General features: G+C 71.1%; 18 protein-coding genes. 7 read left to right on the top strand and 11 right to left on the bottom strand.

The features are described from left to right. Positions 1 to 115 precede the first annotated feature (115 nt). Positions 116 to 709 (top strand): TetR/AcrR family transcriptional regulator, encoded by a 594-nt coding sequence (locus tag AC060L_RS13830; RefSeq protein ID WP_483798999.1) that lies wholly within the window; start codon positions 116 to 118, stop codon positions 707 to 709. Positions 710 to 724: 15 nt separating this feature from the next. Here AC060L_RS13830 and AC060L_RS13825 read toward each other — a convergent pair whose 3' ends face one another. From AC060L_RS13825 to AC060L_RS13815, 3 genes are all read right to left on the bottom strand, one after another. After that, on the bottom strand, positions 725 to 1702 hold the full coding sequence (locus tag AC060L_RS13825; RefSeq protein ID WP_483798998.1) for an alpha/beta fold hydrolase: 978 nt from the start codon (positions 1700 to 1702) through the stop codon (positions 725 to 727). A 171-nt stretch (positions 1703 to 1873) separates the two neighbouring features. Continuing rightward, positions 1874 to 2236 (bottom strand): DoxX family protein, encoded by a 363-nt coding sequence (locus tag AC060L_RS13820; RefSeq protein ID WP_483798997.1) that lies wholly within the window; start codon positions 2234 to 2236, stop codon positions 1874 to 1876. Continuing rightward, entirely contained in the window at positions 2233 to 2733 is a 501-nt protein-coding gene (locus AC060L_RS13815; RefSeq protein ID WP_483798996.1) for a cupin domain-containing protein, read from the bottom strand. Before AC060L_RS13815 ends, AC060L_RS13820 begins: the two co-directional genes overlap by 4 nt. Positions 2734 to 2813: 80 nt before the next feature. Here AC060L_RS13815 and AC060L_RS13810 point away from each other — a divergent pair, with 80 nt between their 5' ends. Beyond that, positions 2814 to 3665 carry a LysR family transcriptional regulator gene (locus tag AC060L_RS13810; protein ID WP_483798995.1) on the top strand — a complete coding sequence of 284 codons (852 nt, stop codon included), beginning with the start codon at positions 2814 to 2816 and terminating at the stop codon, positions 3663 to 3665. A gap of 97 nt (positions 3666 to 3762) precedes the next feature. After that, complete coding sequence (locus AC060L_RS13805) at positions 3763 to 4173, top strand: winged helix-turn-helix transcriptional regulator (RefSeq protein ID WP_483798994.1); 411 nt, start codon at positions 3763 to 3765, stop codon at positions 4171 to 4173. Between the two features lie 18 nt (positions 4174 to 4191). Here the strand turns inward: AC060L_RS13805 and AC060L_RS13800 are convergent, their stop codons facing one another. The 4 genes from AC060L_RS13800 to AC060L_RS13785 all read right to left on the bottom strand — a co-directional run bounded on the left by AC060L_RS13800 (position 4192) and on the right by AC060L_RS13785 (position 6488). Next, positions 4192 to 4635: a GlcG/HbpS family heme-binding protein gene (locus AC060L_RS13800; RefSeq protein ID WP_483798993.1), complete on the bottom strand. Its 444-nt coding sequence runs from the start codon at positions 4633 to 4635 to the stop codon at positions 4192 to 4194. Between the two features lie 91 nt (positions 4636 to 4726). Then, positions 4727 to 5692, bottom strand: coding sequence for an NADP-dependent oxidoreductase (locus tag AC060L_RS13795; protein ID WP_483798992.1), 966 nt, complete (start codon positions 5690 to 5692; stop codon positions 4727 to 4729). A gap of 249 nt (positions 5693 to 5941) precedes the next feature. Next, entirely contained in the window at positions 5942 to 6292 is a 351-nt protein-coding gene (locus AC060L_RS13790; RefSeq protein WP_483798991.1) for a hypothetical protein, read from the bottom strand. Between the two features lie 4 nt (positions 6293 to 6296). Beyond that, positions 6297 to 6488 carry a hypothetical protein gene (locus AC060L_RS13785; protein ID WP_483798990.1) on the bottom strand — a complete coding sequence of 64 codons (192 nt, stop codon included), beginning with the start codon at positions 6486 to 6488 and terminating at the stop codon, positions 6297 to 6299. Positions 6489 to 6694: 206 nt separating this feature from the next. On the opposite strand from AC060L_RS13785, the gene AC060L_RS13780 reads away from it, so the two are divergent. Next, positions 6695 to 7684: a helix-turn-helix transcriptional regulator gene (locus AC060L_RS13780; RefSeq protein WP_483798989.1), complete on the top strand. Its 990-nt coding sequence runs from the start codon at positions 6695 to 6697 to the stop codon at positions 7682 to 7684. Between the two features lie 61 nt (positions 7685 to 7745). Here the strand turns inward: AC060L_RS13780 and AC060L_RS13775 are convergent, their stop codons facing one another. Further along, entirely contained in the window at positions 7746 to 8573 is an 828-nt protein-coding gene (locus tag AC060L_RS13775; RefSeq protein ID WP_483798988.1) for a DUF4232 domain-containing protein, read from the bottom strand. Positions 8574 to 9295: 722 nt separating this feature from the next. Here AC060L_RS13775 and AC060L_RS13770 point away from each other — a divergent pair. Together AC060L_RS13770 and AC060L_RS13765 are read left to right on the top strand one after the other, a co-directional pair. After that, entirely contained in the window at positions 9296 to 15418 is a 6123-nt protein-coding gene (locus AC060L_RS13770; RefSeq protein ID WP_483798987.1) for an RHS repeat-associated core domain-containing protein, read from the top strand. Continuing rightward, positions 15415 to 15609 (top strand): hypothetical protein, encoded by a 195-nt coding sequence (locus AC060L_RS13765; protein ID WP_483798986.1) that lies wholly within the window; start codon positions 15415 to 15417, stop codon positions 15607 to 15609. The genes AC060L_RS13770 and AC060L_RS13765 overlap by 4 nt, the downstream gene beginning before the upstream one ends. 127 nt (positions 15610 to 15736) lie before the next feature. On the opposite strand, the gene AC060L_RS13760 is transcribed toward AC060L_RS13765, so the two are convergent. The 3 genes from AC060L_RS13760 to AC060L_RS13750 form a co-directional block, all read right to left on the bottom strand. Beyond that, positions 15737 to 16210 (bottom strand): group II truncated hemoglobin, encoded by a 474-nt coding sequence (locus AC060L_RS13760; protein ID WP_483798985.1) that lies wholly within the window; start codon positions 16208 to 16210, stop codon positions 15737 to 15739. 72 nt (positions 16211 to 16282) lie between these two features. Then, entirely contained in the window at positions 16283 to 17257 is a 975-nt protein-coding gene (locus AC060L_RS13755) for an aldo/keto reductase (RefSeq protein WP_483798984.1), read from the bottom strand. A gap of 107 nt (positions 17258 to 17364) precedes the next feature. After that, the gene (locus tag AC060L_RS13750; protein ID WP_483798983.1) at positions 17365 to 18099 is read right to left on the bottom strand and encodes an SDR family oxidoreductase; all 735 of its coding nucleotides are present in this window, start codon (positions 18097 to 18099) and stop codon (positions 17365 to 17367) included. Between the two features lie 235 nt (positions 18100 to 18334). Between AC060L_RS13750 and AC060L_RS13745 the strand changes: the two genes are divergently transcribed. Then, complete coding sequence (locus tag AC060L_RS13745) at positions 18335 to 19228, top strand: helix-turn-helix transcriptional regulator (RefSeq protein WP_483798982.1); 894 nt, start codon at positions 18335 to 18337, stop codon at positions 19226 to 19228. Positions 19229 to 19324: the final 96 nt, after the last annotated feature.

Here is a 19324-nt window from a genome sequence, read left to right as displayed (position 1 = left end):
GGTGAGGAGCCGGCGGCCAGCGTCCGCTGTCCGGCGTCACCACGAAAGCACACTCGCTAAATAAGTGCAATGACTACACTTTCGAATCCGATGCACCTCAGGCTATGGTGGGCGAGTGACCGAACCGACCGGGCGCCGCGAGCGCAAAAAGGCCCAGACCCGCCAGTCCCTGGCCGACGCCGCGCTCGAGCTCTTCCTCGAGCGCGGCTACGACCAGGTCGGCGTCAAGGACGTCGCCGACTCCGCCGACGTCTCGGTGACCACCCTGTTCAAGCACTTCTCCGGCAAGGAAGCCCTGGTCTTCGACCAGGAGGACGACCTCGAAGCAGCACTCGTCGCCGCCGTGCGCGAGCGCGTCCCGGGCCAGTCGATCCCGCAGGCCTTGCGCGAGCACATCCTGCTGACGCAGACCCGGTTCGCCGTCCATGCCACGGACCCGCGGTTCGCCGACTTCACGCGCATGGTGCAGGAGACCCCCGCGCTGCGCGACTACGCCCACCGCATGTGGACGCGCCACGAGGCGGCCCTGGCGCGGGCCATCGCCGAAGCTGTCGGCGCGCCCGACGGCGACGTCGGCTGCGCCGCCCTGGCCCGGTTCGCGCTGGAGGCCCGCGGCCTCATCCTGCGGCACGCCGACCCGCGCCGAGCCGCCGACGAGGCCTTCGCCCTGCTCGAACACGGCTGGGCGGCCTCCCACCCGGGCAGCTGACGCTCTCTGCGCTGATCAGGAGGGCAGGGATCCGAGCCAGTCGATCAGGAGCCGGTTGACCTCGGTGGGGCGTTCCTGCTGGATCCAGTGCCCGCAGCCGTCGAGGATGTGGCAGGAGAGCAGGCCGGGCAGGGTCGCGGGGTAGGCCGCGATCGCGTCGGCCAGCCAGGTGGTGGAGGCGTCCAGAGCTCCCCCGATGAACAGGGAGGGCTGGGCGATGGGGGCGCCGTCGAAGGCGGCGAGGTCCTCCCAGTCGCGGTCCATGTTCCGGTAACGGTTGAGTGCCCCGGTCAGGCCGGTGCGCTCGAACTCACCGGCGTAGACGTCGAGGTCGTGGTCGGTGAGCCAGTCGGGCCGTGCCGTGGGAAACCGGTCACGCAGTGACCCGCCCCGGCCGACGAAGTGCGGATCCGGCGCACCCGCTGCGGGCATGGTGCCGGCGGAGAAGGCGGCGTAGAAGCCCGCGAGCCAGCCGCGCACGTCCGGTTCGATCTCGGCTTCGGCCCGGCCCGGGTCCTGGAAGTAGGAGACGTAGATCTCCTCCTCCCCGCCCATCCGCGCGAAGATCTCGCTGGGCCTCGGTCCGCCACGCGGGTTGTAGGGGACGCTCAGCAGTCCCACCGCGCGGAAGACGTCCGGCCGGACCAGGGCGGAGTTGGCGGCGATGACCGAGCCCCAGTCGTGGCCGACGACCACCGCGGACTCCTCGCCCAGGGCGCGCACGACCGCCGCGTTGTCCTCGATCAGGTCGAGCATCCGGTACCCGGTCGCATCCCCGGGCCTGGAGGAGCGCCCGTACCCACGAACATCGATGGCGACCGCGCGATACCCGGCTGCGGCCAGTGCCGGCAGCTGGCGGCGCCAGGAGTACCAGGACTCCGGGAACCCGTGCACGAGCAGGACCAGCGGTCCACTGCCCTGCTCCACCAGGTGGATCCGGCCGGCGGGCGAGCGCACCAAACGGTGGGTGATACCTGTGACCTGCTGTGACATGGATCCTCCTGGGATCTTGATCTCCCGTAACCCGTAGCCCGAACCCATCAATACCGCCCGATGCGACCCGTACTGACGATCGTCGCGAGCATCGTGCGGGCAGGGCGAGATTCGTTGCCGAATCGGCAAGACGGCCCCGCCCCGCCCCGAAGCAGACTCCTCACGCGGACGTCAGATCCACTCCGTCGCCAACCAGACCGTCACGGCCGCGGCGAGCACGAGCGTGACGTTGAGGGCCACCTGCCGGTCGCCCAGCCGCAGGTGAACCCCGGTCGCGGCGATCTGCAGGACCACGAATCCGAGGGCGGCGGCCAAGGCCAGCCACGGCGCGATGCCGGTCAGCGGCGGGAGCAGCAGCCCGATCGCGCCGAGCAGTTCGACGGCCCCGATGGCCCTGACGGCCGGCATCGGGGTGTGGTCCACCCAGGCCATCATCGGCCGGAGCTGTTCACGGCTCCGGGCCACCTTCAGCCCGCCCCCGTAGAGGTAGAAGAGGGCGAGCAGACCGGCAACGATCCAGTACGCGACGTTCACGATGCGGTGAAGTCGGTCGCGGGCTCGGTGGCGTAGCGGCTCATCGCCCGGATGCTCGCCTGCGGGGTCAGCGCCTGACCACCGGCGATCATGTCCTGCAGGTCGCGGAAGTACTGCACGTACAGATCGGGTGTGAACGTGCTGAGCATGACGGCCGGTTGGTCGGTCAGGTTGGCGAAGGTGTGCGGAGCGCCGGGCGGGACCATCACCAGCGTGCCGGCCGTCGCGTCGTGGTGCTGCTCGCCGACCGTGAAACGCACCGTGCCGGAGATGACGTAGAAGCCCTCGTCGTGCTGGGCGTGACGGTGCTGCGGTGGTCCGGGCGTGTGCGGCGCGAGGACGGACTCGGCGAGCCCGAGGCGGTGCCCGGTGTTGCTGCCGTCTTCGAGGATGCGCAGCCGGGTGGTGCCCAGCACGATCGTCTCGCCGTCGTGCGGACCGACCACCGAGACGGCGGGGTCGGGCATCGGATCAGTGGTTTCCGGTTCGTCGTTCATGCCTCGATTCCACCGCCGGGGCGCGGCGGCCGTCCAAGACCTGTTCTGTGCGGCCGATACCCCACGGGTATCGTTGCGCCATGGAGCTACGCACGCTGCGCTACTTCGTGGCGGTCGCCGAGGAACTCCACTTCGGCCGGGCCGCCGCCCGGCTGCACATGAGTCAGCCACCGCTGAGCCGGTCGATCAAGCAGCTGGAGACCGAGCTCGGCGCCCCGCTGTTCGACCGCTCCTCCGCCGGCGTGACGCTCACCCCGGTCGGGGCGGTGCTGCTGGACGAGGCGCGTGCGCTGCTCGAGCACGCCGACCGGGTGCTCGTGCGCACGGCCGCGGCGGCGGGCACCGCGACGATCACGGTCGGCATCCTGGGCGACAGCACCGACCCAGGCGCAACCCGGCTCGCCGACGCCTACCGCCGCCGGCACCCCGGCGTCGAGGTCCGGATCCGCGAGACCGACCTGACCGACCCCACCTGCGGGCTGCACGCCGGACTGGTCGACATCGCCCTGACCCACGCGCCGTTCGACGAGACCGGCCTGACCGTGCGCGCCTTGCGCGCCGACCCGGTGGGAGCCCTGCTGCGCGCGGACGATCCGCTGGCCCGCCGTGACAGCCTGCGCCTCGCCGACCTGGCCGACCGCCGCTGGTTCCGGTTCCCGCAGGGCACCGACCCGATCTGGCAGGCGTACTGGCACGGCGGGGAGCCCCGCGAGGGCCCGGTGGTGCGCGCCGTCCAGGAATGCCGGCAGGCCGTCCTGTGGAACGGCACGGTCGGCATGACCCTCCTGGACCACGCGCCGGGGGCGGGGCTGGCCGTGGTGCCGCTGACCGACATGCCGCCGAGCCGGCTGGTCGCGGCATGGAACGAGGGCGACACGAATCCACTGATCCGCTCCTTCGTCCAGCTCGCCACCGCCGCCTACCACCGGTGAGCGGCCCGCAGTCCCGCGAACTGACGGTGTGGAGCAGTTGTTATCATCAACGGAATTTCACTTCCCATCGGGAAGTGTCCTGTTGAGGAGCTTGTCGATGGCCACCAACTGCCTGACCGGGCAGCACACCCACCACGACGTCTACGCTGCCCAGTGCCCCTGCCGGGCCATGCTGGACCTGCTCGCGAACAAGTGGTCGGCCCTGGCCATCGGAGCGCTGGAAGAAGGCCCGCTGCGTTTCGGCGCCCTGCAACGGCTCCTGCAGGGTGTCAGCCCCAAGGTGCTCACCCAGACGCTACGGCGCCTGGAGGACGCGGGACTCGTGGACCGCACCGTCTACCCCGCGGTGCCGCTGCATGTGGAGTACGCCCTGACGGATCTCGGCCTCAGCGCGGCCGTACCGCTGCGGCTGCTGCGGACCTGGGTCGAGGAGAACATCGACGCCGTCGCGAGTGTGCCGAGCCGCCCGGGGACGGAGGCGTCGGCTTCGGCGTCTGCGTCGAAGTAGCCGCCGGACGGGCTGGCTCTAGGCGGGGAGTTGGAAGCCGAGTGCCGTGAGGGCGGTCTCGGCGGCCTGCTGGTCCTGCTCGGCGCTGCCACCGGAGATGCCGAGGCCGCCGATGAGCCTGCCGTCCTCGAGGATCGGGTAGCCACCGCCGACAGCCATCAGGCGGGGGTGACCGGCGAGGGGGGCGATCCTGGGGTCTGCCACGTAGTCGTTCCAGGTGTGGGTGGCGTAGCCGAAGGCCGCCGACGTCCAGGCCTTGTCGATCGCGACCTCACTGGCGAGGAACGGCGTGGCGTCGGTGCGCTGGAAGGCCCGGAGGTGACCACCGGCGTCGGTGACGGCGACGGCGGCCTCGAAGCCGATCTCCTGCGCGGCGCTGCGCACCGCGTCGATCAGGGCGTTGGCGGCGGCGAGGGTGACGGAGGCGGCGGAGGTGGACTTGATGAGGGGTGTGTCGATCATGACTGCCTTCTCTGAGCTGTGCGTGCGTGGGTACGCGTGGGCGTGCGTGGCGTGCGCGCCTTGCGCGATGTGAGCCTTTCCCGGGGGTACTTCAGGCGGTGACGCGCAGGACGAGCTTGCCGCGGGTGCGGCCGGTCTCGACCCGGGCGTGGGCCTGGGCGGCCTGCTCCAGCGGGAAGACCTCCTCGACCTCCACCCGCACCCGGCCGGCGTCGATGAGTTCGGCGATCCGGGTCAGCGCCAGGCCGTCCGGCTCGACCAGGAAGGTCGTCGAGCGCACTCCCAGGGAGCGGGCCGCCTCGGCCAGTTCGGGTGCGGCGCCGGGGATGGCGACGAGCAGACCGCCGGGGCGCAGGACGCCGAGCGAGCGGGTGCTGGTGTTCTCGTGTCCGTCGCCGACCAGGTCGATGACCACGTCGATGTCCTTGACGGCTTCCTCGAAGCGGACGGCGGTGTAGTCGACGACCTCGTCGGCGCCGAGCCCGGTGAGCCAGTCGTGGCGAGCGCCGCGGGCGGTGCCGATGACGTGGGCGCCCAGGTGCTTGGCGAACTGGACGGCCAGGTGTCCGACGCCACCGGCGGCGGCGTGGATCAGCACGCGCTGGCCGGGGCGGACGTCGGCGGTGTCGACCAGGGCCTGCCAGGCCGTGAGGGCGGCCAACGGCACGGCGGCGGCCTGCTCGTGGTCGATGGTCGCGGACTTGCGGGCGAACTGCCGGGCGGGCGCGGTCACGTACTCGGCGTAGCCGCCGGCCGCGCGGGGGAACCACGGCATCCCGTAGACCTCGTCACCGGGCTTGAGGGTGGTCACGCCGAAGCCGACCTCCGCGACGACACCGGAGACGTCCCAGCCCAGGGTGAACGGCGGCTCCCCCAGCACCCCGGCCATGCCCGAACCACCGCGGGTCTTCCAGTCGACCGGGTTGATCCCGGCCGCGTGCACCCGCACCAGGACCTCGGTCGGCAGCGGCACCGGACGGGCCACCTGCGCCACCCGCAGCACCTCCGCGCCGCCGAAGCCGTGCTGCACCACCGCGCGCATCGTGGATGTGGACATGCGTCATCTCCCTGCATGAAACGAACAGTTGGATAGCGCGACGGAGGCCCGGGGACCTGATCCGCGGGGCTCGTCCCGTCGCGGTTGCGACCGTAGCCCCGAGGCGGCGGTTACCTGCAAGGGCGCATACTTCCCAAAAGGAAGTGGCAGGCGCTCGGGCCGCGCGCAAATGCCGCACGGGCGGCGGACCGGCTGGTCCACCGCCCGTGCGGCATTGCGCCGACCGTGAAGGAGCCGGTCGCGCGGGGTTCAGTTGTTGCCGGCGGGATCGAACAAGGTGTCGAGGGCAACGGGTGCGGCGGACGTGACCAGTTCGGCCGTCCAGTGGGTCAGCTGCGAGGAGGTGGCGATCGCCCGCTCGATGAGGCGCAGCGAGGTCTGGGGCGGACTCGGGCAGCCGCCGCGGTGGAAGAGGGCCAGCTCGATGCCGGCTTCGATGCCGGTGGAGGCCGGGCCGTGGCGGGCTCGGATGTGCTCCAGTCGGTCCGCGGGGGTGGCGTTGGCCCACACGATGTCCACGACGACTTCCGGGGACACGGGGGCGGGCGCGGTGCCGGAGGGTTGCGCGCCGGCTGTCAGCCGGATGAGGACCAGCTCCATGCCGTCACCCCCAGCACGCCGGGCACGCCAAGCCCTGGGGTGCGGCCGAGGTCGTGTCGGTGTTCTGCGTGATCACGGCCGTCGCCGCCGGCCGGGTCTGCGCGGCTGCCGGGCCTGCCGCGCCGCAAGCCGCCCCGATCAGGGCGAGGACGACGGCGGCGGTGCGTAGCGCGGCGGTGCGGGCGCAGGAAGACATGGCGGTATCCCCGTTCGGCGGTGTGCTGGCTGAGCTGTGGTCCCGGCTGCTGGAGAAGAGTCTGGCCGCCGGCGCGGGGCGCACGGAAGCGTGCGGGGGTGGCACCCAGTGGCCTGACACCTTGTGGCCGCCGGCCCGCTCGTCTGACATCATCGGCACTGCGGTATCTCACGGGGGAATCAGGGGCTGACCGGGGGGTCGGGGACGTGCTGTCAGCACTGGGGTTGGATCCTGCGGCGGAGAAGGTCTACCGGGCGTTGCTCGCCTTTCCCGATGTCGGTGTCCGGGAACTCGCCGAGGCCACGCTGCTGACCGAGCAGCAGGTGCGCAACGGGCTGGACGTGCTGGGTGACCTGGCACTCCTGCGCGCCTCCCGGGAGCGGACCGGGGCGCTGCGGCCGGTCAGCGAGCAACGGGCGATGGCGATCCTGCTGGAGCGCCAGGCCACCGAACTCGACGCACGGCGTGCACGGTTGGAGGCAGGCCGGCAGGCGGTGGCGGACCGTCTGGCTCAGCACGCGGCCCCCTCCCCCGCCCAGGAGCAGGGCATCGAGCGGCTGCTGGGCCTGGACGCGATCCAGACCCGGCTGGAGGAGCTGATGACCGCCGCCGCCACCGAGGTCATGAACGTCCTGCCGGGCGGGCCGCTGCCCGCCGAGACGCTGACCGCGGCCCGCCAGCTCAACCAGGACCTCGCCTCCCGCGGGCTGATCCTGCGCAGCCTGTACCAGGACAGCATGCGCAAGGACCGGCTCAACCTGAACTATGCGCTCTGGCTGCGGGAACTGGGCGTGCAGATCCGCACCGCACCCGTCGTGCCGCCCCGCATGATCCTGATCGACCGGCGGATCGCCGTGGTGCCCGTCGAGCCCGAGGACGCCAGCCGTGGCGCCGTGATTCTGCGGGAGCCCGGCGTACTGGCCAGCCTGATCGCGCTCTTCGAGCAGAACTGGCAGGCCGCCGGCGATCTGGCGGCCGCCGACCCCGCTGCCGAGCCGGACCCTGGCAAGATCACCACCTCCGAGCAGGAACTGCTCAAGATGATCGCCTCCGGGATGACCGACGCCGCCGCCGCGAAACGGCTGGGCATCTCCCTGCGCACGGTCCGGCGTCGCATGGAGGACCTGATGAACCGCCTGGAAGCCACCAGCCGCTTCGAAGCCGGCATCAAAGCCGCCAAGCGGGGCTGGCTGTAAGGCCCCGCCGTCGGCCTCCCGGGGAGCGGCCGTGCCAACCCGTCACCCGAGGGTTGGCCGGTCACTGGCAGCTCGCACCGCAGCCGTGCGGCACGCCGTCGCCGTCCATGGGGTCGACGGTGAGCGTGCTGGAAGTGAGCATGATCGTGCCGTTGAGGCCCACGGTCTTGTCCACGTCCTTGAGGGTCGCGACCAGCGGCTGGGTCTCGTCCGGCGGGATCACCTGGACCTTGGTCGCGCGCGGGTAACCGGCGGTGGCGCCCGGCGACTTGGTGTCGAACGCGATGTGGGCGGCGCTCACGGTCGGGAACACCGGGGCGGGGCTCGACATCGGGGCGAGCGTCTGGACGACCGGCTTGCCGTTCTCGGTGCTGCGCACGTTCTTCATGCCCAGCGGCCGGCCGGTGGCCTGGTCGAACAGTTCCACGCCCGGGTAGCCGTAGAGGGTGCAGGTGCGGGTGGAGGTGTTGACGAGTTCGATGTAGAAGTCGCCGGTGCCCTGCTCGGGCTCCTGCGGGCCCAGGATGGCGTACAGGGTGAGGTCGGCACTGTGACAGCGGTTGCCGGGTGGGGCGCTGGTGGTGGCGGTGGCGGTAGCGGTAGCGGTGGCGGTGGCGGTGGCGGTGGCGGTGCTGGTTATCGGGTTGCCGGTGTGGGTGCTGCGGCCGGTGGGAGCGCCGGTGATCGGCGGTGCCACGGTCGGGGTGCCCGCACCTACGGGGGCGACCGTGGTCACGTGGGAGGGCGGCACTGCGGCGGCGGCCCCGGAGGAACCGGCCGAACCGGCCGAACCGGCCGAACCGGCCGAGCCCGTGGGGTCGCACGCCGTGAGCATGGCCCCGGCCGTCGCAACGGCCGCCACCGCCGTCACGAGCTGGTGAATTCGCATCAGTTCCCTACCTCCGGACCAGAGTTTCTCCACCCGTCCCGACATCCGTTCGCTCCCCGGCGGTTCCGGCAGTTCCGGCAGTTCCCGTGCTGTGACACGACCAGGACAGCGGCGTGACAGCGCCGGCCCCGAACGCGGCGTACCTGGACCGGTCCGCAAGACACCCGGAAACGGAATCACCGTTCCTTGCTGACACATCGTTTCGCAGCGAGACCGTTTATTCAGCTGACTCCCTGTCATTTCCGAGGAAATCCCGATTTCCCGGCCGCTTGATCACGTTTTCGCAGCGGATTGATGTGGAGATCCAGTGGATCGGATGTGCCGTCTGACGCGACGTCCGGTGCGCCCGGATCAACAGCCAAGAGATGACCGGAATTTACTCACACTGTCTCAGTTATCCGAGTAAAACACCGATGTACCTGCAGGTCAGCACCCATGATCGGCACTACTGGACCCACGCGGTGACAGGCGATAGAAGTGCCGAATCGTCGGGGCGAGCAACGCCTCGGCCATTCACGGAGGAACCATCGGTGAATCGAGGAATGAGACGGATTTGGCGCCGTGCGTCAGCACCGTCAGCACCGGCCTCGCCGCGTAGCGCGGCCGGCAGTGCATTCAGGGCGATAGCCGGCACAGTGGCGCTGGTCATGGCTGCCGAAACCGCTCTGCTGCTGGGTTCCGGGCAGGCGGTTGCCGTCACGCCGCCGAAGGCCCCTGCGCCCGTGGCACAGGCAAAGGCGCCGGCCGGGCCGCTCAGTGCTCCCGATCTGCCGTCGGCCGTCGCGACCGCGCGGCTGCGCAAGGCCAAGGTCGAGGTGCTCGGGATGGGCACCGAGCAGCTGAAGGTCTTCGCCAACCCGGACGGCACCGTCACCACCCAGTCCTACGCGCTGCCGGTCCGCTTCCAGCGGAACGGCCAGTGGGTCGACATCGACACCACGCTGCAGACCACGGCGGACGGCAGCGTGGCGCCCAAGGCGCACGGGCAGGGCCTGAAGCTCACCGGCAGCGGCCACAACCCGGTGCTCGCCTCCGAGCAGGGCTCGAACGGTCAGCAGGTGGCGATCGGCTGGCAGGGCGACCTGCCGACGCCGTCGCTCCAGGGCGACACGGCCACCTACAAGGACGTCACGCCGGGCGCGGACGTGACGATGCAGGCGACCCGCACCGGCTTCGAGGAGAACGTGGTCCTCAAGTCACAGCCCGCCGCCGGCTACCGGCTGACGATCCCGGTCACCGCCAAGGGCCTGACCGCCAAGCAGAGCCCGGACGGGTCGGTCGCCTTCACGGACGCCTCCGGCAAGCAGGCCGGCGCGATCCCGGCGCCGGTGATGTGGGACGCCAAGGTCGACCCCACCTCGCTGGAGCACACCCACCGCGCACCGGTGAAGATGTCCGTCGCCCAGCAGGGCGACACCGTGCTGCTGACCCTCACCCCGGACCAGGCGTTCCTGTCCGACCCGGCGACGCAGTACCCGGTCACGGTGGACCCGTCCACCACGCTGTCCCCGGTGTTCAGCACCTTCGCGCAGATCAGCTACAGCACGCCGCAGTACACCTCCACCGACCTGAAGGTGGGCACGTACAACGCCGGTGGGGACGTGGCGCGCTCGTTCCTGCAGTTCCCGGTCGCGAAGCTGTACAACACGAAGGTCCAGTCCGCCTCGCTGAACCTGTGGGAGTACTGGTCCGCCAACTGCGTCCAGAACCAGTGGGAGCTGTGGCAGACCCAGCCGGCCGGCACCGGCACGGTGTGGACCAACCAGCCGACCTGGAACACCAAGTACGCCACCAGCACCGCGACCGCCGGCTACCCGTCCTCCTGCGGCGGCTCGATTGCCCCGGGCTGGGTCTCGATCGACCCGTCGTCGTTCCTGCAGTACGCCGGTGACCACGGCTACAGCTACCTGAACGTGGGCCTGAAGGCGAGCAGCGAGACCGACTCCAACAGCTGGAAGCGGTTCAACTCGCCCAATGCCTCCAGCAACGTGCCGTACATGTCGGTGACGTACAAGTCGTACCCGATGGTCTCCGCGCCCACGACCGCTCCGGGGGTGTCGTCGGTCTCGGGGTCGACGACGACGCTCTACAGCAACAGCACCACGCCGCAGCTGCAGGCCACGGTCACCGACGGCGACGGCGGCAACGTGATGGCGCAGTGGAACGTCTACGACACCACGAGCGGCTCACCGGGCACGCAGGTCATCGCCAACCTCAACGGCTCCTGGACCGCCTCCGGCGGCATCTCCAGCGCGACCGTGCCCGCCGGCAAGCTGCAGGACGGCCACACCTACACCGCCTGGCCGTGGGGCTACGACAGCACGCTGTGGTCCCGGCAGACCGTGCCGAACGGTCTCACCTTCACCGTGCTCGCGCACAACCCGGGCACCCCGACGGTCGGTTCGACGGACTACCCGAGCGGGAGCTGGGCCAAGGGCGCGGGCCAGGCCGGCACCTTCACCCTCACCCCGCCCTCGGGTGGCGCCAACCTGGCCGGAATCGTCTGGCAGCTGGACAACAGCACGCAGACCTTCACCGCGACCACCGGCTCGGCCGTGACCGTCTCGGCCACGCCCACCGCCGACGGCCCGCACACCCTCACCGCCTACACCCGCGACCTGGCGGGCAACCTGTCCGCGGCCGCCACGTACGCCTTCGACTCCGGCAGCGGCGCGGTCACCTCGCCGACCACCGGTCAGCGCACCGACAAGCGGGTCACCCTCGCGGCATCCGGGCCGAGCACCGCCCAGACGGTCAAGTTCCAGTACCGGCGGGCCAGTTCGGACACCTGGACCGACATCCCGGTCGGCTACGTGACCAACGGCGGCACCACGCTGTCGGCCTGGCCGGTGAACCTGACCAGCGGCGCCTCGCCCTCGCTGGTCTGGGACGTCGCCTCGACGCTGGGCGACGACGGTTCGGCGCAGGTGCGCGGTGAGTTCACCGACAGCTCCTCGAACGTGTACGACTCCTCGTCGGTCACCCTCACGCTCGACCGGGTCTCCTCGCTGTCGGCCACCGCACAGGTCGGCCCGGGCAACGTCAACCTGTCCTCGGGCGACTTCGCGCTCTCGGCCAGCGACGCTTCGGCCTTCGGCCTGGCACTGAGCCGCAGCGCCTCCTCGCGCAACCCCGCGGGCGGTGCGCCAAGCGGTCAGATCGCGCCGTTCGGTCCGCAGTGGAGCGTCGGCGGCATCGCCACGACCGCGTCCGCCGGTTACACCGAGATCCGTCCGGTCACCACCACCTCGGTGGAGCTGGTGCTCGCCGACGGCAGCCAGGTCTTCTTCACGGAGAACGCCGACGGCTCCTGGACCCCCGAGCCCGGCGCGGCCGCGTACACCCTCGGCTACAACGCCACCGCGAACCAGTACACCCTGACCGACACCAGCGGCACCGTGACGGTGTTCGCCAACTCGGGCAGCAGCGCGGGCGTCTGGACGGTCCAGTCGACCAGCCCGAGCGGCACCGGGAACAGCACCCAGTACCGCTTCGACACGGTCACCTCGGGCAGCACCACCCTGGTCCGGCCGGCCCGCCTGGCGGCGCCCACCAGCGCGGTGTCCAACCTGGCGACCTCCTGCCTCACCCCGGCCACCCCGGCCGTCGGCTGCCGCGTCCTGGAGCTCGACTACGCCTCCGCGACCACGGCCACCGGCACCACGGCGGGCACCTTCGGCAGCTTCACCGGCCAGGTCAACCAGGTCGTGCTCTGGCTGACCGACCCCGCCACGGGTGTCGAGACCTCGACGGTGGTCGCGCAGTACGCCTACGACAACACCGGCCTGCTGCGGCAGGAGTGGGACCCGCGGATCAGCCCGGCCCAGGTGACGTCCTACACGTACGACTCGGCCGGCCGGGTCACCTCCCTCACCCCGCCCGGGCAGCAGCCGTGGAACTTCTCCTACGGCACGGCCGGCACCAGCGGTGACACCAACGCCGGACGCCTGCTGAACGTCTCCCGCGCCACCCTCACCCCCGGCTCGGCGACCCAGACCAACGGCACGGCGACCACCAGCGTGGTGTACGACGTCCCGCTGACCACCGGCTCCGGCGGCCCGTACGCCATGGGCAACTCCGACGTGGCCGGCTGGGCGCAGAGCAACGTGCCCACCGACGCCACCGCGCTCTTCCCCACCGACCAGGTGCCCTCGTCCAACACCGGCGCGGGCAACCTGACCAGCGGCTCCTACACCCGGGCGACCGTCCACTACCTGGACGTCAACGGCCGTGAGACCAACATCGCCACCCCCGGCGGGCACATCGCCACCACCGAGTCGGACGGCAACGGCAACATCGTCCGCCAGCTGACCGCCGCCAACCGCGAACTGGCGCTCTCCGGCAGCCAGGAGCTGACGGCGCTCGGCATCGCCTCCGACAGCACCGCGCAGCGGGCCGTCCTGCTGTCCACGCAGAACGTGTACGACTCCACCGGCCTGCGGCTGACCGACACCTACGGTCCGCTGCACCGGGTGACGCTCGAACACGCGGTGGCCGCCTCCGGCACGGCCGGCGCGCTCGCCGCCGGGGCCACCGTGGTGGGCCGCGCGCACACCCACAACACCTTCGACGAGAACCGTCCCACCGACGGCTCGGCGAGCGTGTCCAACGAGGTCACCACCGCGGTGGACGGCACCAGCATCACCGGCTACCCCGCCGACGCCGACACCCGCACCAGCACGACCGCCTACAACTGGACGCTCGGCAAGCCGGTCAAGACCGTGACCGACCCGGCCGGTCTGGCGATCACCTCGGTGACCGCCTACAACGCCGCCGGCCAGGTCACCTCGGCCTCCCAGGCCGCCTCCAACGGCTCGGACGCCGGCACGACCACCACCACCTACTACACGGCCACCGGCTCGGCGCCGTGCGGCGGCCAGCCGCAGTGGGCCGACCTGGTCTGCCAGACCGCGCCGGCCGCGGCGATCACCGGCGGCGGGTCCAACCCGTCGCAGAAGGTCACCACCACCACGACGTACAGCCTGTACGGCGCCCCGGCCACGGTGACCGAGACCGCCAACGGCAGCACCCGCACCACCACGACCACGTACGACGCCGCCGGCCGCAAGTCGACCGTGGCGGTCTCCGGCGGGGCCGGCCAGGCGGTGCAGACGACCACGACCGGCTACGACCCCTCGACCGGCCTGGTGGCCACCACCTCCACTCCGGACGGGGCGACCCTCACCTCCACCTACGACACGCTCGGCCGGCAGATCAGCTACGCCGACCCCGACGGCAACACCACCCGGACCCAGTACGACGCGCTGGACCGGCCGACCCAGACCACCGACTCGGCGCCGTCCACCATCACCTACACCTACGACACCACCAAGGACCCGCGCGGCCTGGTCACCTCCCAGACCGACTCCAACGCCGGGACGTTCAGCGGGACCTACGACGCCAACGGCCGGCTGGTCACCGAGTCCCTGCCCGGCTCGGTCACCATGGCCGAGACGATCGACGAGGCCGGCCAGAACACCCAGCGGACCTACACCGACTCCACCGGCAACATCCTGGTCTCCGACCAGGCCGGCTTCTCGGGCCAGGGCCTGGAGACGGCCCGTCAGCTCTCCACCTCGGGCGGCCTGGGCATCAACGACGCCTACGCCTACGACACCGACCAGCGGCTGGCGACCACCACCGAGACCGTGATCCAGGGGCAGAACCAGACCTGCACCGTGCGCAGCTACGGCTTCGACCGGGACTCCAACCGGACCAGCCTGAACACCAACGCCGGCACCACCGCCACCGGCGGCAACGCCGCGACCTGCCCGAGCTCCGGCGGCCAGAGCACCACCCACAGCTACGACACCGCCGACCGCCTGGTCGACACCGGTTACAGCTACGACGCCTTCGGCCGCACCACCGCCGAGCCGAACGGCACCACCACCTCCTACTACACCAACGACCGCGCCTACCAGCAGGTCTACGGCAACACCCGGGACACCTGGGGCCTCGACCCGGCCGGCCGGGTCCGCGGCTTCACCACGGAGACCAGCTCCTCCGGGAACTGGGTCCAGAGCGCGTCCCAGCTCAACCACTACGACGGCCCGACCGACTCGCCCGCCTGGATCGTGGAGAACACCACGACCAAGGCGTACACCCGCAACATCACCGATCTCGGCGGGCTGCTCGGAGCCAGCTACAGCTCCGGCAACGGCGACGTCGTCCTGCAGCTCACCGACCTGCACGGCGACGTCACGATGAGCCTGCCGACCAACGACGCCAACACGCCGGTGACCGTCCAGGCCGCCGACGAGTACGGCAACCCGATCGCCGCCACCACCCCCGGCCGCTACGGCTGGCTGGGCGGCGACCAGCGCTCCGCGCAGACCCCGACCGGGGACATCCAGATGGGCGTGCGCCTGTACAACCCGACCCTGGGCCGCTTCCTGCAGACCGACCCGGTCGCGGGCAGCCCCGCCAACGCCTACGACTACGCGGGGCAGAACCCGATCACCCGCTACGACCTCAACGGCCAGTGCTGGTGGTCGTGGGCCTGCAACTGGTACCAGCGGCACAAGTCGCAGCTGTTCGGCCTGGCCGCCGGCTCCCTGGTGGGCGGCACCTGCGGCAGCGCCGCCACCTTCTTCCAGGAGGAGTGGTTCGACGCCTACTGCGGATACATCGGCGGCGCCGTGGGCGGCGCTCTCTCCGCGGCCTTCTTCGCCGACAGCAACCGCGGCAACCCGATGACCTACATCGGTGCGGCCTTCTGGGGCGCGCTCGGCGGCGGCATCACCGGCAAGTGGATGATGAAGTGGGGCCCGACCAGATGGCTTCTCAACCAGCTCTGGTCCTGGGTACAGTGGGGCATCCTCTGGCTCTGGTACAAGTTCGAATGAGCAATCCGCTGAAATCCCCGCGCGTCCAGCGTGCCGCCCTCGGCACGGTCGCCCTGCTGGACCTGTACGGCTGCTACCAGAGCGTGACGCTGGCGGCCGCCGGGCAGTACGGCGACGCGGCGCTCTACTCCGTGGCGACGCTCGCCTTCGCCTACGTGGTGGTCCGCGACTGGAAGCGGATCGGTCGCTGACCTGAGCGACAGCTGAGCGACAGCCAGCGACAGCCAGCGACAGCCAGCGACAGCTGACGACAGCTGACGACCGAAACGTGTGCTCCGCCCCCGGCCTGGCCCGGGGCGGAGCACACGTGTTTCCGGATCAGGGCCGGTCCTCGGCTCTGACCAGGCCGTTCCAGCCCCAGCGGGGAGTGGGCCCCGGGTCGCCGAGGTCCTCGCCCACCGGCTCGGCGGAGACGTCGCGGGCGATCCGGGTGCCCCACTCGAAGTACTCGATGACACGGCGGCGCAACAGCTCGTCGTCGGGCAGTTCCCTCCCGACGGCGCCGGTCATCAGTTCCATCCAGCGCAGGCGCTGCTCCTCGGTGATCGACAGTCCCAGGTGGGCGCGGAGCAGGGCCTGGTGACCGCCGAGTTCGTCGGTGAAGCGGGTGGGACCGCCGAAGATCTCGGCGAGCCAGATGGCCACGTGCTCGATGTGGGTGGGGGTGAAGTGGGCGAAGACCGGGGCGAGCAGCGGATCGACCAGGACGTCTTCGTAGAAGGTGTTGCTCAGCCGGCGCAGGGCTTCGCTCCCGCCGAGGGCTTCGAGCAGCGTTTCGGGGCGTTCGGGCATGAGGCGCCTCCAGTGGTGAATGCCAGGGACATCCGGACATCCGGACATCCGGAACAGGGTCGGTCCCGGTGATCAGCGCTCCATCATCCGCATGCCGGCCGCGTTGTGGGTGTCGCCGGCGGCCGGGGGCAGGGTGCTCAGCGTGGTGAGCTGGCCGTCGGTGAGCCGGACGGCGTCGGCCGCGGCGTTCTCCTCGACGCGGGCCACCCGGCGGGTGCCGGGGATCGGCGCGATGTCGTCGCCCTGGGCGAGCAGCCAGGCGAGCGCGACCTGCGCGGGGGTGGCGCCGATCTCGGCGGCGACGGCGGCGACCTGATCGGCCAGGTGCAGGTTGTGCTGGAAGTTCTCGCCGCTGAACCGCGGATTGTCGGCGCGGAAGTCGTTCGCGTCGAACTGCCCGGTGGAGCGGATCGTGCCGGTCAGGAAGCCGCGCCCGAGCGGCGAGAAGGGCACGAAGCCGATGTTCAGCTCCCGCAGCACGGGCAGGACGCGGGCCTCGGGGTCGCGGGTGAACAGCGAGTACTCGGACTGCACCGCGGTGATCGGGTGGACGGCGTGGGCGCGGCGGATCGTCTCGGGCCCGGCTTCCGAGAGGCCGATGTGCCGGATCTTGCCCTCGGCGACCAGCTCGGCCAGGGCCCCGACCGTCTCCTCGATGGGCGTGCCCGGGTCGACGCGGTGCTGGTAGTAGAGGTCGATGCGGTCGGTGCCCAGGCGGGCGAGGGAGCCCTCGACGGCGGCGCGGACGTTGGCCGGGCTGCTGTCGGTGGCACCGGGGAGGCCGGTGTGGGAGATCAGGCCGAACTTGGTGGCGAGCACCACCTGGTCGCGACGGCCCTTGAGGGCGCGGCCGACGAGTTCCTCGTTGGCGTAGGGGCCGTAGACCTCGGCGGTGTCGATGAGGGTGACGCCCAGCTCCAGCGCGCGGTGGATGGTGCGGATGGACTGGTCGTCGTCGGTGCCGGCGCCGGTGTAGCCGTGGGACATGCCCATGGCTCCCAGGCCGATGCGGGAGACGTCCAGGTCGCGCAAGTGGATGTGCTTCACGAGAGGTCCTGTTCCTTCGCTGGTCGATGCCGTGCGCCGGCCGATGCCGTGCGCCGGCCGATGCCGTGCGCCGGCCGATGTCGGCTGATCGGGTCAGGCTGATCCGGTCACAGTGCCTGGCCGGCGGGACGGAGCAGGATCTCGTGGATGGCCAGGTGCCGGGGCCGCTGGAGAGCGAAGGTGATGACCTCGGCGACGTCCTCCGCGGTGACCTCGGCGACATCGTAGAGCTGCTGGGCGCCCTGGCGGGTCGCTTCGTGGGTGATGTGGGTGGGCAGCTCGGTGGCGACGACGCCCGGCTCGATCACGGTGACGCGCACGTCCGGCAGCAGTTCCTTGCGCAGCGACTCCGACCAGCCGTTGATGCCGAACTTGGTGGCCGCGTACACGCCGCTGCCGGCGTTCGCGACGCGACCGGCGACGGAGGAGACGTTCACGACGTCGCCGCCGCCGTCCTTGAGCTGGTCGAGGAACACCTCGGTGGCCGTGATCGCGCCGAGCAGGTTGACCTCGATCATCGTGCGGTAGTCGTCGCGCCGGTCGGCGGCGAACGGGCCGAGCAGCATCACCCCGGCGTTGTTCACCAGCACGTCCGTCCCGCCGAACTCCTGCTTCACCCGGCCAGCCGCGGCGACGAGGGCGTCCCGGTCGGTGACGTCGGCGGAGATCGCGATCGCACCGTCGCCGAGCTCGTCGGCGAGCGCCTTGATGCGGTCCGTCCGGCGGGCGAGGAGCGCGACCCGGTAGCCCGCGGCGTGCAGGGAGCGGGCGGTCGCGGCGCCGATCCCGGAGGAGGCCCCCGTGACGACGGCGACGCGTGCCTGCTGCTGGTCCTGACTCATCTGTTCCCTGTCCTTCGTGGTGACGTTGCGTGGCCGGACACCCCTGTGGCGGCCGGCGCTCGGTGATCCGAACGACCCGGATGACCCGAATGACCCGAACGGTCCGGATCGCCCCGATGCAGCCATTGCAGCACCGGCCCGACGGCGACGCGAGGGACGGCTTATCCGTGTACTGGCCTATCCGTGTACTGGCAGTCACTCCTACGGACGTCCCCCCGGCCGTACCGTGGACGGCATGGACAACCAGGCCGAGGTGCGGGACTTCCTGCGCACGCGACGCGACCGGATCACCCCCGAGCAGGCGGGGATCATCGGCGGCGGCCGCCGACGCCTGCCGGGCCTGCGCCGCGAGGAGGTCGCCACGCTCGCGGGGATGAGCAGCGACTACTACGCGAAGATGGAACGCGGAAACCTCGCCGGCGTCTCGCCCGAGGTGCTCGACGCCCTCGCCCGGGCGCTCCGCCTCGACGACGCCGAGACCGAGCACCTGCACGACCTCGCCCGGTCCGCGAACCCCTCACCGAGCCGGCGCCGCCCCCGCCCCACACCCTCGACGATCCGCCCCTCGCTCCAGCGCTTCCTGGACGCGATCACCGGAGCACCCGCGTGGATCGTCAACCAACGGGCCGACATCCTCGCCACCAACCCTCTCGCCCGGGCCCTGCTCGCCCCACTGCTCGACGACCCGGACGCCCGGAACAACAGCGCGCGGTTCATCTTCCTCAGCCCCGCCGCGCGCACCTTCTACCCACAGTGGGAGCACGCGGCCAACGCCTCCGCCGCGAACCTGCGCACGGCCGCGGGGCGCAACCCGCGCGACAAGGCCCTGACCGACCTCATCGGGGAACTCGCGGCCCGCAGCGACGCCTTCAGCACCCGCTGGACCGCCCACGACGTCCGCCTACACCGCACCGGGACCAAGCAAATCCACCACCCCGCCGTCGGCGACCTCGAATTCGTCTACGAGGGCGTCGAACTGCCCGACCACCCCGGATGGATGCTGTACGCCTACACGAGCGCGGCAGGCTCCCCGACCGAAGAACGGATCAAGCTCCTCGGCAGCCTCGCCGCCACGCAACCCGAGGCGCAGGGCACCGCGACCACCGCCCGGCCGGTGGGAGATACATAAAGGATTAATATAAATCCGCTATGCTTCAGCCATGAGTCGCCGAGACGCCGCGCACGGCGCTTCCGATGCCATCGGGTCAGCCCTCTACAGTCTGGC

This window comes from Kitasatospora sp. NEAU-69 (assembly GCF_057158765.1).
Note: the sequence above shows the minus strand (reverse complement) of the source record. Positions and strands in the feature narration are given on the sequence as shown.

Bases quoted from the DNA above. Each gene is read 5' to 3' on its own strand.
- AC060L_RS13810 (WP_483798995.1), top strand. From the start codon at position 2,814: ATGGAGCTACGCACGCTGCGCTACTTCGTGGCGGTCGCCGAGGAACTC.
- AC060L_RS13805 (WP_483798994.1), top strand. From the start codon at position 3,763: ATGGCCACCAACTGCCTGACCGGGCAGCACACCCACCACGACGTCTAC.
- AC060L_RS13745 (WP_483798982.1), top strand. From the start codon at position 18,335: ATGGACAACCAGGCCGAGGTGCGGGACTTCCTGCGCACGCGACGCGAC.
- AC060L_RS13815 (WP_483798996.1), bottom strand. From the start codon at position 2,733: ATGAACGACGAACCGGAAACCACTGATCCGATGCCCGACCCCGCCGTC.
- AC060L_RS13795 (WP_483798992.1), bottom strand. From the start codon at position 5,692: ATGTCCACATCCACGATGCGCGCGGTGGTGCAGCACGGCTTCGGCGGC.
- AC060L_RS13775 (WP_483798988.1), bottom strand. From the start codon at position 8,573: ATGCGAATTCACCAGCTCGTGACGGCGGTGGCGGCCGTTGCGACGGCC.
- AC060L_RS13800 (WP_483798993.1), bottom strand. From the start codon at position 4,635: ATGATCGACACACCCCTCATCAAGTCCACCTCCGCCGCCTCCGTCACC.
- AC060L_RS13790 (WP_483798991.1), bottom strand. From the start codon at position 6,292: ATGGAGCTGGTCCTCATCCGGCTGACAGCCGGCGCGCAACCCTCCGGC.
- AC060L_RS13750 (WP_483798983.1), bottom strand. From the start codon at position 18,099: ATGAGTCAGGACCAGCAGCAGGCACGCGTCGCCGTCGTCACGGGGGCC.
- AC060L_RS13765 (WP_483798986.1), top strand. From the start codon at position 15,415: ATGAGCAATCCGCTGAAATCCCCGCGCGTCCAGCGTGCCGCCCTCGGC.
- AC060L_RS13825 (WP_483798998.1), bottom strand. From the start codon at position 1,702: ATGTCACAGCAGGTCACAGGTATCACCCACCGTTTGGTGCGCTCGCCC.
- AC060L_RS13785 (WP_483798990.1), bottom strand. From the start codon at position 6,488: ATGTCTTCCTGCGCCCGCACCGCCGCGCTACGCACCGCCGCCGTCGTC.
- AC060L_RS13760 (WP_483798985.1), bottom strand. From the start codon at position 16,210: ATGCCCGAACGCCCCGAAACGCTGCTCGAAGCCCTCGGCGGGAGCGAA.